This is a genomic window from Planococcus sp. CAU13 (assembly GCF_000775575.1).
Classification (GTDB): domain Bacteria; phylum Bacillota; class Bacilli; order Bacillales_A; family Planococcaceae; genus Planococcus.
This window is the reverse complement of the sequence record NZ_JRGN01000139.1, coordinates 1-16432: the sequence shown is the minus strand read 5'-3', so window position 1 is coordinate 16432 and position 16432 is coordinate 1. Positions and strand designations below refer to the sequence as shown.

The 16432-nt window shown below is 46.7% G+C and carries 15 protein-coding genes; all 15 read right to left on the bottom strand.

Annotation, left to right across the window (positions count from 1 at the left end):
• Nucleotides 1-218 (bottom strand): translation initiation factor IF-2 N-terminal domain-containing protein (locus tag KW93_RS05995; protein ID WP_033542078.1); only part of this gene is annotated, 218 nt, incomplete at its 3' end.
• Between the two features lie 4 nt (nucleotides 219-222).
• Entirely contained in the window at nucleotides 223-543 is a 321-nt protein-coding gene (locus tag KW93_RS05990; RefSeq protein ID WP_033542077.1) for a YlxQ family RNA-binding protein, read from the bottom strand.
• Between the two features lies 1 nt (nucleotide 544).
• On the bottom strand, nucleotides 545-823 hold the full coding sequence (gene rnpM, locus KW93_RS05985; protein ID WP_033542079.1) for an RNase P modulator RnpM: 279 nt from the start codon (nucleotides 821-823) through the stop codon (nucleotides 545-547).
• Nucleotides 824-843: 20 nt separating this feature from the next.
• The gene (gene nusA, locus KW93_RS05980) at nucleotides 844-1971 is read right to left on the bottom strand and encodes a transcription termination factor NusA (RefSeq protein ID WP_033542076.1); all 1128 of its coding nucleotides are present in this window, start codon (nucleotides 1969-1971) and stop codon (nucleotides 844-846) included.
• Between the two features lie 19 nt (nucleotides 1972-1990).
• Entirely contained in the window at nucleotides 1991-2479 is a 489-nt protein-coding gene (gene rimP, locus KW93_RS05975) for a ribosome maturation factor RimP (RefSeq protein WP_033542075.1), read from the bottom strand.
• A gap of 248 nt (nucleotides 2480-2727) precedes the next feature.
• On the bottom strand, nucleotides 2728-7035 hold the full coding sequence (locus KW93_RS05970; protein WP_033542074.1) for a PolC-type DNA polymerase III: 4308 nt from the start codon (nucleotides 7033-7035) through the stop codon (nucleotides 2728-2730).
• 119 nt (nucleotides 7036-7154) lie between these two features.
• Complete coding sequence (locus KW93_RS05965; RefSeq protein WP_033542073.1) at nucleotides 7155-8858, bottom strand: proline--tRNA ligase; 1704 nt, start codon at nucleotides 8856-8858, stop codon at nucleotides 7155-7157.
• Between the two features lie 62 nt (nucleotides 8859-8920).
• Nucleotides 8921-10180 carry an RIP metalloprotease RseP gene (gene rseP / locus KW93_RS05960; protein WP_033542072.1) on the bottom strand — a complete coding sequence of 420 codons (1260 nt, stop codon included), beginning with the start codon at nucleotides 10178-10180 and terminating at the stop codon, nucleotides 8921-8923.
• A gap of 43 nt (nucleotides 10181-10223) precedes the next feature.
• Nucleotides 10224-11369 carry a 1-deoxy-D-xylulose-5-phosphate reductoisomerase gene (gene dxr / locus KW93_RS05955; protein WP_033542071.1) on the bottom strand — a complete coding sequence of 382 codons (1146 nt, stop codon included), beginning with the start codon at nucleotides 11367-11369 and terminating at the stop codon, nucleotides 10224-10226.
• Nucleotides 11370-11383: 14 nt separating this feature from the next.
• Nucleotides 11384-12175, bottom strand: a complete 792-nt coding sequence (locus KW93_RS05950; RefSeq protein WP_033542070.1) for a phosphatidate cytidylyltransferase — start codon at nucleotides 12173-12175, stop codon at nucleotides 11384-11386.
• Complete coding sequence (locus tag KW93_RS05945; protein ID WP_033542069.1) at nucleotides 12172-12963, bottom strand: isoprenyl transferase; 792 nt, start codon at nucleotides 12961-12963, stop codon at nucleotides 12172-12174. Before KW93_RS05945 ends, KW93_RS05950 begins: the two co-directional genes overlap by 4 nt.
• 151 nt (nucleotides 12964-13114) lie before the next feature.
• The gene (gene frr, locus KW93_RS05940; protein ID WP_033542068.1) at nucleotides 13115-13672 is read right to left on the bottom strand and encodes a ribosome recycling factor; all 558 of its coding nucleotides are present in this window, start codon (nucleotides 13670-13672) and stop codon (nucleotides 13115-13117) included.
• Nucleotides 13672-14397 (bottom strand): UMP kinase, encoded by a 726-nt coding sequence (gene pyrH / locus KW93_RS05935; protein WP_033542067.1) that lies wholly within the window; start codon nucleotides 14395-14397, stop codon nucleotides 13672-13674. Before pyrH ends, frr begins: the two co-directional genes overlap by 1 nt.
• Before the next feature lie 81 nt (nucleotides 14398-14478).
• Nucleotides 14479-15363: a translation elongation factor Ts gene (tsf, locus tag KW93_RS05930; RefSeq protein WP_033542066.1), complete on the bottom strand. Its 885-nt coding sequence runs from the start codon at nucleotides 15361-15363 to the stop codon at nucleotides 14479-14481.
• An 85-nt stretch (nucleotides 15364-15448) separates the two neighbouring features.
• Complete coding sequence (gene rpsB, locus KW93_RS05925) at nucleotides 15449-16165, bottom strand: 30S ribosomal protein S2 (RefSeq protein WP_033542065.1); 717 nt, start codon at nucleotides 16163-16165, stop codon at nucleotides 15449-15451.
• Nucleotides 16166-16432 lie beyond the last annotated feature (267 nt).

Genomic DNA, 16432 nt, shown 5'->3' with positions numbered 1-16432 from the left:
GGACGGCTTTGTCCCTGGTTCTGTGGTCTTGCTTGAGCAGGCGATGCTGAAGCGGATGAAGAATTCTTATAAAGGCCATCCAATTTTGTAACAGCATTATCCTCAAGCGTCGACATGTGATTTGTAACAGAAATATTCATTTTCGACAATTGCTGAATGATTTCTTTACTTGGCTTATCTACTTTTTTCGCATATTCATGTACTCGAATTTTGGTCATCTGCTCACCCCCGGTTATATTCATCGAACAGGCTTTTCAGTTTTTTGGCAAATCCTGCATCTGTAATTCCCATAACTACCCGTTCTTCTTTGCCGATTGCATGCCCGATTTCTGCACGCGTTCCAAAAATCTGGAGATCAGCTCCATAATGGCTGCATTTATCCTGCAGTTTTTTCGTAGTGTTGTCTGAAGCGTCTTCCGCCACCAATACGAGTTTCGCATTGCCGCGCCGGATTTCATTGATCGTCAGTTCTTCTCCGGTAATCGTCATTCTTGCTCTGGTGGCAAGACCCAGGATCTGGAGAATTTTCTGTTTTGTTTCCATTTCACTTCAACTGCTCTCTTAGTACGACACGAAGCAATTCTTCGTAAATTTCCTCAGGCACTTTCGCTTCAAGCTGGCTGTCCAGCACCTTTTTCTTTTTGGCAGCTGATATCGCTGCCTCCGATTTGGAAACATAAGCTCCGCGCCCTGATTTTTTGCCGGTCAGATCCACGCTTACTTCGCCTTCTTTTGACCGGACGATCCGAATCATTTCTTTTTTAGGATGCATCTCGCCTGTAGCTACACATTTCCTGAGTGGAATTTTCTTTTGCAGAGCCAACATACATCACCTTATCTTTCTTATTCTTTTTCGTCGTAAAAATCGAAGTCATCGGCTTCCTCGCCTGATTCCGTCAATTCGATGTCAGCGTTAGGATTTGGGTAGATTCCCATCTCCCGTGCATCTGTTTCACTCTTGATATCGATTTTCCAGCCTGTCAATTTGGCTGCCAGACGTGCATTCTGTCCGCGCTTGCCGATTGCCAGTGACAATTGGTAGTCCGGCACAACGACTGTGGTTGATTTATCATCTTCATTGACCTGGACATCCAGCACTTTTGAAGGGCTGAGCGCATTCGCAACGAATATGGTCGGCTCTTCTGACCATTCAACGATATCGATTTTTTCCCCGCTGAGTTCGTTGACGATTGTCTGGACGCGTGCACCCTTTGAACCGACACATGAACCGACCGGATCGATATCTTCGCGGTGAGCCATAACAGAAATTTTCGAGCGGTCGCCTGCTTCACGGGCAATCGATTTGATCTCTACAATGCCGTCATAAATTTCAGGAACTTCTGTTTCGAACAAACGGCGCAATAAACCTGGATGTGTTCTGGAAACAAACACCTGAGGTCCGCGTGTCGTACGCTCGACTTTTGTGATATAGACTTTGATGCGGTCATGAGGCTGATAGGACTCGTTCGGCATTTGCTCCGTCTGCGGCAATACCGCTTCGACTTTCCCGAGACCAACATACAGGTTGCGGGCATCCATCCGTTCAACAATCCCGTTGACGATGTCATCGGCACGGTCAACGAATTCTTCAAACACCAGGCCGCGTTCCGCTTCCCGCACACGCTGAGTAACTACCTGCTTTGCTGTTTGAGCCGCGATGCGCCCAAAATTGCGGGGAGTCACTTCTTCTTCCACTACATCTCCAATTTCATATGCAGGGTTGATGATGCGGGCATCTTCCAAAGAAATGTGCAGGCGGTCGTCTTCCACTTCCTCTACCACATCTTTTCTGGAGTAGACAAGCATAGTGCCGGTTTCCAGGTTCAAATCCACACGAACATTTTGCGCCTGATTGAAATTTCGTTTATAGGCAGTCACCAATGCCGCTTCAATCGCTTCGATCAGGACATCGCGTGAAATTCCTTTTTGTTTCTCCAATGCCTCTAAAGCACTTAATAACTCACTGCTCATTTTTTATCCACTCCTAGGTTCATCGATCAGGTTTTGCTGAAAAATCAATTGCAAGCCGGATTACAGCAATTTTCGCTCTTGGAATCACGATTGTTTTTCTGCGGGTCTTGATTTTGACTTCAATGACAACTTCTTCTTCATCATATGATTGCAGATAGCCTTCAAATTCTTTGGCATCCAGAATCGGTTCATACGTTTTGATATAAATGAATTTACTGACAGCATTCTCAAAATCTTTTTCTTTTTTCAACGGGCGCTCTGCTCCCGGAGATGATACTTCAAGGAAATAATTCTGTTCAATCGGATCCAGTTCATCCAATATTTCACTCAGCCGTTCACTTACTAATGCACATTGATCAATATCAATTGGAGCTTCAGGATTATCCACATAGACACGCAAAAACCAGCTGCGCCCTTCTTTCACGAATTCCACATCCACCAATTCCAGACTCAGCTCATCTGTGATGGGCTGTGCGATTTTTTCAATTTGTTCTGTAATTTTGCTCATACAAGCCTCCCGCCAATTATTTCCCGCTTAAACGGGCAATAATTCAACCACTTCAAAAAGTGGTTGATCAACTGACCGTAAAAGCCCGATTTGTTCAATTAACATTCAGTGGAAAACACACACATTGAATGAAGTTTCACTTTACGTCATTACAAACAGAAAAGAGCGGGAGAACCCACTCTTCTGCGACAGAGCTATCAGTAAATGTTACTACAATAATACCATGATTGGCGTCCCAGTGCAACTGACTAGAACAGCGACAGTTGGTTCGCTTCAGGCATTCCTTCGAGGCAGCCGTGGTCGTCCATGTATTCGATGATCGTTTTGGACACGCGTCCACGCTGCTGAAGATCTTCCTTCGACAGGAACGTCCCCTCCTGCCGCGCCGCGACTATCGCTTTCGCTGCGTTGGTGCCGAGTCCAGGAATGGCATTAAATGGCGGAATCAGCGTATTGCCGTCGATAATGAATTCATCCGCCTGCGATTTATAGAGGTCGACTTTCTGGAATGCAAAGCCGCGCTCCGCCATTTCAAGCGCCAATTCCATGACCGTCAGCAAGTTTTTTTCTTTTGTCGAAGCTTCAAGCCCTTTGGCATTGATTTCCGCAATCACCGAACGGATGGCATGTGAGCCTTTTGCCATGGCATTCACATCGAAATCTTCCGCGCGGACCGTGAAATAAGCCGCGTAATAAAGGATCGGGAAATGCACTTTGAAGTAAGCGATGCGCACTGCCATTAATACGTAGGCAGCGGCGTGTGCTTTCGGGAACATGTATTTGATCTTTTTGCACGATTCGATATACCAGTTCGGCACACCCTGTTCCTTCATGGCCGCTTCAAATTCAGGCGTCAGCCCTTTCCCTTTACGGACCGCTTCCATGATTTTAAACGCCATCGAAGGTTCGAGCCCCTGATAAATCAGATACACCATAATATCATCCCGGCAGCCGATTACATCAGACAGCTGGCAAGTGCCATTTTTGATCAGTTCCTGTGCGTTGCTCAGCCAGACGTCCGTACCGTGGGACAGGCCAGAAATCTGGACAAGTTCCGAAAACGTCGTCGGTTTCGTTTCTTCAAGCATCTGGCGGACGAAACGCGTCCCGAACTCCGGAATTCCGTAAGTCGCTGTTTTACAGCCGATCTGCTCTTCCGTAACCCCCAGCGATTCCGTTCCGGAGAAAATCTTCATCACTTCCGGGTCGTCGGTCGGAATGGTTTTCGGATCAATGCCCGATAAATCCTGCAGCATACGGATAACAGTCGGGTCATCGTGGCCGAGAATATCCAGTTTCAATAAATTATCATGGATCGAGTGGAAGTCGAAATGAGTCGTTTTCCATTCGGAATCCTGGGCATCGGCCGGAAATTGGATCGGCGAGAAATCATAGATATCCATATAATCCGGTACGACGATAATGCCGCCCGGATGCTGTCCGGTGCTTCGCTTCACGCCGGTGCAGCCCTGCACGAGGCGGTCTATTTCCGCACCGCGGATCGTCATATCCCGGTCGTTGGCATAACCGCGGACATATCCATAAGCCGTTTTCTCAGCAACCGTGCCGATTGTCCCGGCACGGAACACATTGTCTTCACCAAAAAGTTCCTTGGTGTAATTATGTGCTTTCGCCTGATATTCACCACTGAAGTTTAAATCGATATCCGGTACTTTGTCGCCTTTAAAGCCAAGGAAGGTTTCGAACGGGATATCCTGGCCTTCTTTTTTATAGGGAATATCGCAATCCGGACAGTTTTTGTCTTCAAGATCAAATCCGGAACCGACAGAACCGTCATCAAAGAACTCAGATTTTTTGCATTCCGTGCAGATATAATGAGGCGGCAGCGGATTCACTTCCGTAATTTCCGTAAGTGTCGCGACCAGCGATGAACCTACTGAGCCCCGTGAACCAACCAGGTATCCGTCATCCAAAGACTTTTTAACAAGTTTATGCGAAATCAGGTAAATAACGGCGAATCCATGGCCGATGATCGATTTCAGTTCTTTTTCGATCCTGGCTTCCACTATTTCAGGCAGCTGGTCTCCGTAAATTTCACGCGCCATATTATAGCTTAATTCCCTGACTTCTTCGTCTGCCCCTTCAATTTTCGGGGTATAGAGATCGTCTTTAATCGGTTTGACCGTCTCGATCATATCCGCTATTTTATTGGAATTCTCGATAACCAGCTGTTTGGCCGTCTCTTCTCCCAAAAAGTCGAACGCATCGAGCATTTCATTCGTCGTGCGGAAATGGACCTTCGGCAGTTTCGTGCGATTCAGCGGATTGGCTCCGCCCTGTGATCCGATCAGCACCTGCCGGAATATGGCATCATTTTCATCCAGGTAATGGACATTTCCTGTAGCGACGAGCGGAATGCCCAGCTTTTTACTGACTTTCACCAATTTACGGATGATGTCTTCCAGATTCCAATCATCGCGGATCAGTTCACGCTCGATCAGGGGTGCATACACGTCTTTCGGATGAACTTCAAGGTAATCGTAGAACTGTGCGACGCGTTCCACTTCCTCCATCGATTTCTGCATGACGGCTTCGAACAGTTCACCTTTGTCGCAACCTGATCCGACTAAAAGTCCCTCCCGATGTTTCTGAAGAAGTGACCGTGGAATGCGCGGCACCCGGTAGAAATAATTGATGTGGGAAGCGGACACAAGCTTGAACAGATTCTTAAGGCCGGCATCGTTCTGCGCCAATAAAGTCACGTGCGTCGGCCGTGCCCGTTTATAGGCATCTCCAGCTCCGACGAATTTATTTAATTCGTCATGATAAAGAATCCCTTTTTGATGGGCTTCTTTCAATAGATGCGTCATCAAATAGGCAGTGGCTTCGGTATCATAGATCGCCCGGTGATGCTGGGTCAGTTCAATGCCGAACTTTTTCGCCAGCGTATTCAAACGGTGGTTCTTCAATTCCGGATGGAGCATGCGGGCAAGCTCCAATGTATCCATCGTGGCATGTTTTTTATCGATTCCGAATTTCTTATAAGCGACATACAGGAAGCCCATATCAAATGAAGCATTGTGGGCGACCATGATGTGGTCGCCAGCCCATTCGTGATACTTGCGGATCACTTCTTCCACTTCCGGCGCATCCTTGACCATATCATCGGTGATCCCGGTGAGGTCGATCGTCGTATCCGACAATGGGTGATGCGGATTCGCGAAGCTCTCGAATTTATCAATGACCTGTCCGCCTTTGATCTTAACAGCAGCCAATTCGATGATTGTATCGTAGACCGCAGATAAGCCTGTTGTCTCCAAGTCAAATACGACAAACGTCTCTTCTTCCAAAAGCGCGTGGCGTTCTTCAAAAGCGATCGGCACACCGTCATCCACCAGATTGGCTTCGAGACCGAATATCGCTTTGATGCCATGCTTTTTGCTGGCAGCGTATGCATCCGGGAACGACTGCACACCGGCATGATCCGTAATGGCGATGGCCGGATGGCCCCATTTTGCTGCCTGTCCGACAAGTGCATCCACGGATGACACAGCATCCATCTGGCTCATCGGTGTGTGAAGATGCAGTTCGACTCTTTTTTCAGAAGCAGTGTCCTGGCGAAGCTGCGGTTTAATTTCCACCATATCATTGGCCATCATCACCAGATCGCGTACGAATGTATCCGTCTGGATGGAGCCCCGGGCTTTCAGCCACATGCCTTTTTTGACATTGTTCATCAATTCGGCGTCTTCTTTATCACGCGAGAACATTTTCACCAGAATCGAATCCGTGTAATCGGTAATTTTAACGGTTAACAGGGAACGGCCGCTCCGAAGTTCACGCACTTCGGCATCGAAGACATAGCCTTCCACTGTAATTCTTCGTTCTTCATCGATGATGGAACGGATTTCAGCAACCGGTTCATCCGCTTTGATATTGGTACCCATTTGGAATGGTCCGGCCGGTGCACCGTTTTCTTTCCGGTCTGTTTCGCGTTTCTTCATATCAGACAAGGCTTTTTTCGCCATCTCTTCTTCTTCCGCCCGGCGTTCTTCCATGAATGCCTCATGCGCCGCCTGCTGATCGCCTTCCGCCAATTGGAAATCGATCGCTATCCGCGGAAATCCGAATTGCTGATAGACCTGCGCCAGCTTATCCGTATATTTCGATTTCAATGCCATCATTTCATGCTCATGGCCGCAGCTTACAATCATTTTATTGCCGTTCCATTGCGGTGCCTGGCTGAGCAGACGCTCTCTCAAAGGCGGTGCCATATCTGCCAGTTCATCCACTGCATACCGCCAATAGGATGTGATCAATTCCGCGTCTGTATGATCGTCAGCCGTTACGATCGTCAGCTGAACTGCAGCAATTGGTGAAAACGTGGAGTGAAGGCGCTCTTTCAGCAAAAGAAAAAGTTTCAGTGGCAATACTTTTGCCAGCTTAATGGTAAAACGCCATGTCCGTTCTTTTTTGTGGACGGTCATCCGGGTCAGTTCAGCCTCTTCGAAAAAAGGCATATGTAAATCATCCGTAAGATCAAGATGCTGAAGAAGCAGTTTTAAACGGGTTTTTGAATCTTGCTGGATTGTCATAACTATCCCCTTCACTAATGTAATAAAGCCGGTTGATTGCCGGGTATGTTTGTTATTCAGATAAGAAAAGAAAGGAAAGCACAGCTTGTGCTTTCCTTTCATCATATCAGATTTTCGGCTCAGTTTTTAAAAACCTGCTCCAATTGTTCAAGTAATTCTTCCTGTTTCCACTCGAACGTTTCACCCGTGCTGCGGACTTTAACTTCCAGAATTCCTTCGGCAGCTTTTTTCCCGACAGTGATCCGGACCGGCAAGCCGATGAGGTCGGCATCCGCAAACTTGACGCCTGCACGTTCGTTGCGGTCATCGATCAATACCTCAAACCGTTTCGATTTCAGCAAATTATAAATTTCATTTGCAGTCTCACGCTGCACATCGTCTTTCATATTCACCGGCACCACATGGACATCGTATGGCGCGACGACCGTCGGCCATGTAAAGCCGTCGACATCATTGAATTGTTCAGCAACCGCTGCAACCACACGGGAAACACCAATACCATAGCAGCCCATTATATATGGAACAGCGCGGCCCTGGTCGTTCAGGATCGTCGCTTTCATATCTTCACTGTAGCGTGTGCCCAGTTTGAAAATATGCCCGACTTCGATTCCTTTGGCAAATTTAATGGTGCCCTGGCCATCCGGTGAAGGGTCGCCTTCTTTTATGAAGCGGAGATCAGTATACATTTCCACTTTGAAGTCCTGTTCCGGAGTTGCATTTTTGAAATGGAATCCGGGTTCATTGGCTCCTGTGATTCCGTTGACAACCGTTTTGACTGCATTGTCTGCAATGACACGGATGTTTTCCGGCAAAGCGACAGGACCGATCGATCCGATTTCACAGCCGATCAGCTGCTTCACTTCTTCCGGCGTTGCCATCTCCACAATCTGTGCATCTGTTGCGTGTTTGACTTTCACATCATTGATTTCATGATCTCCACGGGACAGCACAACCACAAATTCTTCATCCGCTTTAAAGACCAGCGTCTTGATGCAGCTCTCAGCATCCGTATTAAAGAATGCCGCTACATCCGCAATGGTTTTCTGATCCGGTGTCTCCACTTTCTCCATTGCTTCCGGCTTTTCATCCGGCGTTTGGTAGTCGACGTTTACTTGTGCCATTTCGATATTTGCTGCATAGGACGAAGAATCAGAGTAGGCGATTGTATCTTCCCCGATTTCAGACAGCACCATGAACTCATGGTTGTCTTTACCGCCAATGGCACCCGAATCTGCAATAACCATGCGGAAATCAAGCCCAAGCCGCGTAAAGATATTTTTATAAGCCTGCATCATCGTATCATAGGTCACATCAAGGCTTTCAGCAGTGGCATGGAATGAATAAGCGTCCTTCATCAGGAATTCGCGTCCGCGGAGCAATCCGAAGCGCGGCCGTTTTTCATCACGGAATTTCGATTGAATCTGATAAAGGTTCAAAGGCAATTTTTTATAGGACTTGATTTCGTCGCGCAGCAGATCTGTGATGACTTCCTCATGGGTTGCACCCAGAGCAAATTCCCGGCCGTTGCGGTCTTTTAATCTCATCAATTCGTCACCGTACGAATACCAGCGTCCAGTTTCCTGCCAAAGCTCCGCCTGCTGCATTGCAGGCATAAACACTTCGACGCTGCCCGCGGCTTCTATTTCCTCACGGATAATCTTTTCTACTTTATCCAGCACCCGCTTGCCAAGCGGCAGGAAAGAATAGATTCCGCTCGTGTTCTGACGGATAAATCCGGCACGAAGCAATAATTGATGGGACCGAACTTCTGCATCTGCAGGAGTCTCACGTAATGTCGGGATAAAAGTTGCTGATTGTTTCATTCCAAAATACACCTCAACTGACTGATAGTTTTTTCAACTCTTAACTGTTTGCTTCTATTTGATTAGAAAAAGAACTTTTGTATGTCATTCCACGTCACGACGATCATCAGCAGCATAAGCAGCATGATGCCGACAAAATGGACCATGCCTTCTTTCTGGCGGTCGACCGGTTTACCTCTGAGCGCTTCAATCACGAAGAACATAAGGCGTCCGCCGTCAAGCGCCGGAAGCGGCAATAAGTTCATGATCCCTAAGTTGATGCTCAGCATGCCTGCCCAGCTCATCAATGTAAAGATGCCGTACTGGGCTACCTGTTCAGTGGTTTTGTAGATGCCGACCGGACCGGATAGCGCGTCAATGGTAAATTGGCCCGTCACGAGTATTCCAAGCAGACGGAAAATCTCTTTAAACCAGAACACGGTAGTCTCTGCTCCGTACACGAAAGATCCGAAGAAATCCTTTTCACGCGGGCTTTCATACAGCACACCGATTACACCGATATCTCCCTGTTCCTGTTCGAGCAGCTCCGGTGTAATGGTGAACTCCACTGTTTCACCGTCACGCTGGACTTCAAAATCCAATGGAGTGCCGGCTTCGTCCTGCACGGATTCCACCAGTTCATTCCAGGTGACAATGGTTTTGCCATCGACTTCCGTAATCAGGTCGCCTGCCTGCATGCCGGCTTCCTCAGCCGGACTGTCATCCTGCACTTCAGCAATGACAGGCTCATTGGTCGGCACTCCCTGAAGCAGGCCGATTGCCGTGAAAATGAAAAATGCGAGGATAAAATTAAATAAAGGACCGGCAAAAATCGTCATGAAACGGTGGCCGATACTTTTCGAATCGAATTGGCGGTCATGCGGCGCCAATACCGTTTCCGTGCCGTTTTCTTCGATTACAGCATCCCGTGACACTTCAAGCCGCACAAAACGCTCTTCTTCGTCATAGCCTTTAATATAAAGCGCTTTTTCAAGGTCCGCTTCTTCAACTTCCAGAAACATGATATCCGGATACATTGTTTTCTGGTTCAATATGATTTTTTTGGCCAGGCCTTCTTCATTCAGCAGGACCCCGATGCGGTGGCCCGCCTGCAAAACGACTCTGTCGAAGTCTTCGCCAGCCATGCGGACGTATCCGCCGATGGGCAGCAGGCGAACAGTATAGAGGGTTTCCCCTTTGGTAATGCCCAGTATTTTCGGGCCCATGCCGATCGCAAACTCACGCACCAGTATTCCAGCACGTTTTGCAAAAAGGAAATGGCCCAATTCATGGAAAAAAACTAAAGCGCCGAAAATTATAATAAACGATATGACTGTTTCCATTTGAACCCATCCTTATAAACCTTTTTTCGGTTTTTACCTTTAGTTATTTTAGCATGTTTCGGACTGATTTTCTTGTTTCAGAATCGACATGCAAAATCGTTTCCAAATCCGGAGAAGCGACAGGATTATGTGCATTCATCGCGCGTTCGATCAATTCTTCAATTTGCAGGAATTTGATTTCATTGTTCAAAAACAGGGCAACAGCCTGCTCATTTGCCGCATTCAGGACGGTGGTCATCGTACCGCCTGTCCGTCCCGCATCAAAAGCCAGTTGCAGTGCATGGAACCGTTTATAATCCATAGGCTGAAAATGCAATTTTCCAATTTCCGCCAGATTCAGGCGTTTCGCGTTCGGCCGCTCCAGACGATCCGGATACGTCAGCGCATATTGTATTGGAACACGCATATCCGGTGTGCCGAGCTGCGCCATTACGCTGGTATCCCGGAACTCCACCATCGAATGGATAATGCTTTCCCGGTGCAGCAGCACTTCGATATCTTCATAGTTGAAATTGAAAAGAACATTCGCTTCAATCACTTCCAGGCCTTTATTGACCATGGTCGCTGAGTCGATCGTAATTTTCGCGCCCATCGACCAGTTCGGATGATTCAGCGCTTCTTCCACTGTGACATTCCGGAGCTGTTCCCGTGTTGAATCCCGGAAACTTCCGCCGGATGCAGTAAGGATCAGTTTGGTCGCCTGCTCAATCTTTTCCCCGTTCAACGACTGGAACAGGGCGGAATGTTCACTGTCGACCGGTAAGATCGCAGCGCCGTACTGTTTCGCGCTCTCCATGACCAGGTGGCCGGCTGTGACAAGCGTTTCCTTGTTGGCAATGGCGATGGTGCGCCCCAATTTGATCGCTTCAAGGGTTGGTTCGAGTCCGACACTGCCTATGACGGCGTTAACTAGAACGTCCGCGTCGTAAACGGCCGTTTCAATCAGCCCTCTATTCCCCGAAACAAAAGAAGTCCGCGGAAATTCAGCACGCAGCGCATCGGCGTCCTGCTCATTTTGCAGGCAGACGATTTCCGGATGGAATTCTTTGATGAATTTTTTTGCAAGTTCGATATTGCGGCCAGCAGAAAAGCCGACCAGCGTAAACTCTTCCGGATGTTCCCGGATGATATCGGTTGTCTGGACGCCGATGGAGCCGGTCGCACCGAGTAAAATAATCTTTTTAGCCATTCAGGGCAGCCTCCTCAGATGAAATGTAAAAAATGCAATAACGGCATAACAAAAAGAATGCTGTCGAAACGGTCAAGCACCCCTCCGTGCCCCGGCAAAACTTTTCCGGAATCCTTCACGTTGAAATGCCTTTTCATCGCAGATTCGACCAGATCTCCCATTTGCCCGAAAACGGACGCAATGATTGTTACGATGATGATGATATAGATGGGATGATTCAGGTCGACGAAATAATTGAACACCAACGCCGCGACGATTGCATAGATGATGCCGCCGACAAAACCTTCAATTGTTTTATTCGGTGAAATTTCAGGCCATAATTTTCGCTTGCCGAATTTTCTGCCCGTGAAATAAGCGCCGGAATCAGTAAACCAAACCACCAGCAAAGCATAGATGAGATAAGCCAGGCTTGCTTCCCGTGTTTCGATTAAAAACAGGAAACCCATTCCGACATAGAGAGTGCCCATGATCGCGAAGGCCGCGTCATCAAATGTAAAACTGTTTTTAACAATTACTGTATGTATAAGCAATAGGATCACCGCTATAAAGGCGATTTCGACTTTTGTATAGCCGGTCCACTCGCCAATTTGCTGTGACCAGTCATTCGGCATCATAAAGGCATATAACGCCAAAAGAGAAATAAGGCCGGGTACACTCCAAAGTGTGCGGCCTTTCATCTTCAATAATTCCTGCATGCCAATGGTGCCCAGGATAAACACTAAAATCGTAAAAGGAGTCTCGCCATAAATTACGAATGGAATAAATAAGACAAAAGCGATTGCTCCGGTTATGAGACGCTGTTTCACTGTGCTTCTTCCCCTTTCAATCCTCCAAAGCGGCGATTCCTTTTTTGATAATTTTCAATCGCATCGATTAAAGAATCTTCGTTGAAATCCGGCCACAACGTTTCGGTGAACCAAAATTCGGTATAGGCCAGCTGCCAGAGCATGAAATTGCTGAGGCGCACTTCTCCACTGGTCCGTATCAATAAATCCGGTTCAGGCAATGATTTTGTCATCAGGCCAGAACGAATATGTTCTTCCGTAATATCTTCGGGATCCAGTGTTCCGGCTGCCACTTGGGCCGCAAGTTCTTTTACCGAATCCACGATTTCCGCTCTGCTGCCATAATTTAATGCAAAATTCAATATTAAGCCTGTATTGTCTTTTGTGGCTTCTTTCGCCTTCGCGACAGCTTTCAGCGTGTGGGCAGGCAAATTTGTCTGGTCCCCCATCATTTCCACTTTGACATTCTCAGCGACCAGTTCAGGTAAAAAGGTTGTCAGAAATTCTTCCGGAAGCCTCATCAAAAAATCCACTTCTATTTTTGGACGTTTCCAATTTTCCGTGGAAAATGCATACAAAGTCAATACGTTAACGCCGAGGCTGTTCGCCAGCCGCGTGATTTTGCGGACAGTTTTCATTCCCTCGTGATGGCCGGCCACACGCGGAAGTGAACGTTTCTTCGCCCAGCGTCCATTGCCATCCATGATAATCGCTATATGTGAAGGAATTATTCCATCACGGACTATTGACAGGCGTTCCAAATCGCCGATCACCATTTCCGTATTTCTTTTTAATAATTTATTTATCATATCTAATCCTCCACCTATTACAAATCGGCATGTCTACCCCTTATCATATCAAAAAAACCGCTGTCGTGCCCTATCTTTCTCACCGGCTATTTTTTTGACATTAAAAAGCGCCCTGCTATATACAGGACGCGTGAAAGCTTATGAAGTTCTCTTATACTTCCATAATCTCTTTTTCTTTATCTTTTGCCATTTCATCAATTTTCGCGATGTTGGCATCAGTCAATTTTTGAGTGTCTTCTGTATAGCTGCGAAGATCGTCTTCTGTGATTTCACTTTTCTTTTCAAGCTTTTTGAATTCATCGTTTGCATCACGGCGGATATTGCGGATGTTGACTTTAGCGATTTCAGCTTCTTTTTTAACATCTTTGACCAATTCTTTCCGGCGTTCTTCAGTCAAAGCAGGCACCGCAAGGCGAATAACCGAACCGTCGTTGGAAGGATTTAATCCGATGTCCGATTTAAGGATCGCTTTTTCAATGTCCCCCAGCACGGATTTATCATAAGGCTGGATCATGATCATGCGTGCTTCAGGCACTGAAATTCCAGCTACCTGGTTGATTGGCGTCGGCGCACCGTAGTAATCGATCGTCAAACGGTCCAGCATGGATGGATTAGCGCGTCCGGCGCGAATTGAAGCCAGCTCGCGGGAATAAGCCTGAATTGCATTTGTCATTTTTTCAGTGGTTTCACTCATCACAGATTTCGGCATTATATGTCTCTCCTCACAACTGTTCCGATTTTTTCACCCAGAACAGCTCGTTTTATATTTCCATTTTCCATTATTGAGAATACTACGAGTGGGATGTCATTGTCCATACATAGTGTGGAAGCTGTGGAATCCATCACCTGCAGACCTTGCTGGATGACTTCCAGATACGACAATTCTTCATATTTGACAGCCGTCGAATCTGTTTTCGGATCAGCGGAATAAACGCCATCCACATTGTTTTTAGCCATCAGAATAACGTCTGCTTCAATTTCTGCAGCCCGCAGTGCAGCTGTGGTGTCTGTAGAGAAGTAGGGATTGCCCGTTCCTGCCGCAAATATCACAACCCGTTTCTTTTCAAGGTGGCGGATTGCGCGTCTGCGGATGTACGGTTCAGCGACCTGGCGCATTTCAATAGATGAAAGCACGCGCGTTTCAACATCCTGTTTTTCAAGTGAATCCTGCAAAGCCAATGAATTCATTACTGTTGCAAGCATTCCCATGTAATCGGCAGTTGCCCGGTCCATACCCATTTCAGAGCCGACCTTACCTCTCCAGATATTGCCTCCGCCAACAACCACGGCGACTTCCACACCCAGATCAACTACTTCTTTTACTTGAGCTGCAACGGATTTAATGATTTCAGGAGATAATCCGAAACCTTGCCCGCCTGCCATCGCTTCTCCACTAAGTTTTAATACAATGCGTTTATACTGCTGAACACTCATCGGTACCCTCCATTTTAACGATTTATTGAAAAATAGGGAACACCTTTCAGTGTTCCCCGGGATCTTGCTATGAAAATAAAATTATTTTTTGTTTACTTGGCTCATTACTTCATCAGCGAAGTTATCTTCACGTTTTTCGATGCCTTCTCCAACTTCGTAGCGGATGAATTCTTTCACGCTGCCGCCAGTTGAAGCTGCGAAATCGCGGACTTTTTGATCAGAGTTCTTAACAAACGCCTGGTCAAGCAAGCAGATGTCTTCGAAGTATTTGCCAAGGCGGCCTTCAACCATTTTAGCTACGATTTTTTCAGGTTTGCCTTCGTTCAATGCTTGTTCAGTCAAGATTTTGCGCTCTTTTTCCACCTGTTCAGCAGAAATTTCTTCGCGTGAGATGAATTGCGGGTTCAAAGCAGCGATGTGCATTGCGATATCGCGGGCTGCATCTGAATCCGTCGAGTTTTCAAGCAATACCAATACTGAAATGCGGCCACCCATGTGAAGGTAAGGACCGAAAGCGTCAGCATCGGATTTCGTGCGGATTTCAAAGCGGCGTAAAGTGATTTTTTCACCGATTTTCGCGATTGCGTTTGAAATGTGGTCTGCAACAGTCAGTCCATTAGACATTGTAGAAGCAGTCGCTTCTTCGATTGTAGCCGGCTTAGTAGCCAACAGGTGATCACCCAACTCAGTTACAAGCGTTTGGAAACCAGTGTTTTTCGCTACGAAATCAGTTTCAGCGTTTACTTCATAAATTACTGCATCGTTTCCTTCGACTTTGATCGCAGTGATTCCTTCAGCTGCAATGCGGTCCGCTTTTTTAGAAGCGCTTGAAAGGCCTTTTTCACGCAGGAAATCCAGTGCCGCTTCCATATCGCCGTCTGTCTGTACAAGTGCTTTTTTGCAGTCCATCATACCTGCACCAGTTTTTTCACGCAATTCTTTTACCATTTGAGCTGTAACTGCCATGATTAAATTCCTCCTTAGGATAGATGTTTTCTCAAAAAAAGGTGATAAGAGGTTTGGCCGCTTATCACCTGTCGTTCATTGTGAATTACTCAGCAGCTTCAGCTGGAGTTTCTTCTTCTTCTTCCGGTTTAGACTCAAGCAAAGCATCAGCCATTTTACCAGTCAAAAGTTTTACTGCGCGGATTGCATCATCGTTTGCAGGAATTACATAATCGATTTCATCCGGATCACAGTTCGTATCAACGATACCAACGATTGGAATGTTCAATTTCATAGCTTCTGCTACTGCAATGCGTTCTTTGCGCGGGTCAACTACGAACATTACATCCGGCAGACCGTTCATGTCACGGATACCGCCCAGGAATTTAACAAGACGATCGTGCTCTTTATTTAATTGAACAACTTCTTTTTTCGGAAGAACTTCGAAAGTTCCATCTTCAGCCATGCGCTCGATTTGTTTCATGCGATTAACACGTTTTTGGATTGTACCGAAGTTAGTAAGTGTTCCACCCAACCAGCGCTGGTTGATGTAGTAGTTGCCAGAACGTTCTGCTTCTTCTTTGATCGCGTCCTGAGCCTGTTTTTTCGTACCAACGAAAAGTACCTTGCCGCCTTCTTCGCCCACTTGTTTCATGAAGCTGTAAGCCTCTTCCAGTTTGCGGACTGTTTTTTGAAGGTCGATGATGTAGATACCGTTACGCTCAACGAAAATATATTTTTTCATTTTCGGGTTCCAACGGCGAGTCTGGTGGCCAAAGTGTACACCAGCTTCAAGCAATTGTTTCATAGAAATTACTGACATTTGTGTTTCCTCCTGATAGGTTATTTTTTCCCTCCGCATCCTTCATCTTTGAACCGTTACCCAATTAGGGCACCAGCGGCACAAATCCGAATGCGTGTGTATTTAACACCATTTGAAATTATACCACGGCCCTGTTCCATTCCGCAACAAGAATCTCTTAGAACTAAAAACTATACAAGTTGTACTAAAGGTATAACAGAAATATCGCTTCGGCGCTATGGACCAAGTTCCCACAACAAGCCGAGAAGAGCACTCGTCTTATTGCTC

Excerpts from the sequence above, each read along its gene's own strand:
- KW93_RS05990 (WP_033542077.1), bottom strand. The coding sequence starts at position 543 with ATGGAAACAAAACAGAAAATTCTCCAGATCCTGGGTCTTGCCACCAGA.
- nusA (WP_033542076.1), bottom strand. The coding sequence starts at position 1,971 with ATGAGCAGTGAGTTATTAAGTGCTTTAGAGGCATTGGAGAAACAAAAA.
- rimP (WP_033542075.1), bottom strand. The coding sequence starts at position 2,479 with ATGAGCAAAATTACAGAACAAATTGAAAAAATCGCACAGCCCATCACA.
- KW93_RS05970 (WP_033542074.1), bottom strand. The coding sequence starts at position 7,035 with ATGACAATCCAGCAAGATTCAAAAACCCGTTTAAAACTGCTTCTTCAG.
- KW93_RS05965 (WP_033542073.1), bottom strand. The coding sequence starts at position 8,858 with ATGAAACAATCAGCAACTTTTATCCCGACATTACGTGAGACTCCTGCA.
- rseP (WP_033542072.1), bottom strand. The coding sequence starts at position 10,180 with ATGGAAACAGTCATATCGTTTATTATAATTTTCGGCGCTTTAGTTTTT.
- dxr (WP_033542071.1), bottom strand. The coding sequence starts at position 11,369 with ATGGCTAAAAAGATTATTTTACTCGGTGCGACCGGCTCCATCGGCGTC.
- KW93_RS05945 (WP_033542069.1), bottom strand. The coding sequence starts at position 12,963 with ATGATAAATAAATTATTAAAAAGAAATACGGAAATGGTGATCGGCGAT.
- frr (WP_033542068.1), bottom strand. The coding sequence starts at position 13,672 with ATGCCGAAATCTGTGATGAGTGAAACCACTGAAAAAATGACAAATGCA.
- pyrH (WP_033542067.1), bottom strand. The coding sequence starts at position 14,397 with ATGAGTGTTCAGCAGTATAAACGCATTGTATTAAAACTTAGTGGAGAA.
- tsf (WP_033542066.1), bottom strand. The coding sequence starts at position 15,363 with ATGGCAGTTACAGCTCAAATGGTAAAAGAATTGCGTGAAAAAACTGGT.
- rpsB (WP_033542065.1), bottom strand. The coding sequence starts at position 16,165 with ATGTCAGTAATTTCTATGAAACAATTGCTTGAAGCTGGTGTACACTTT.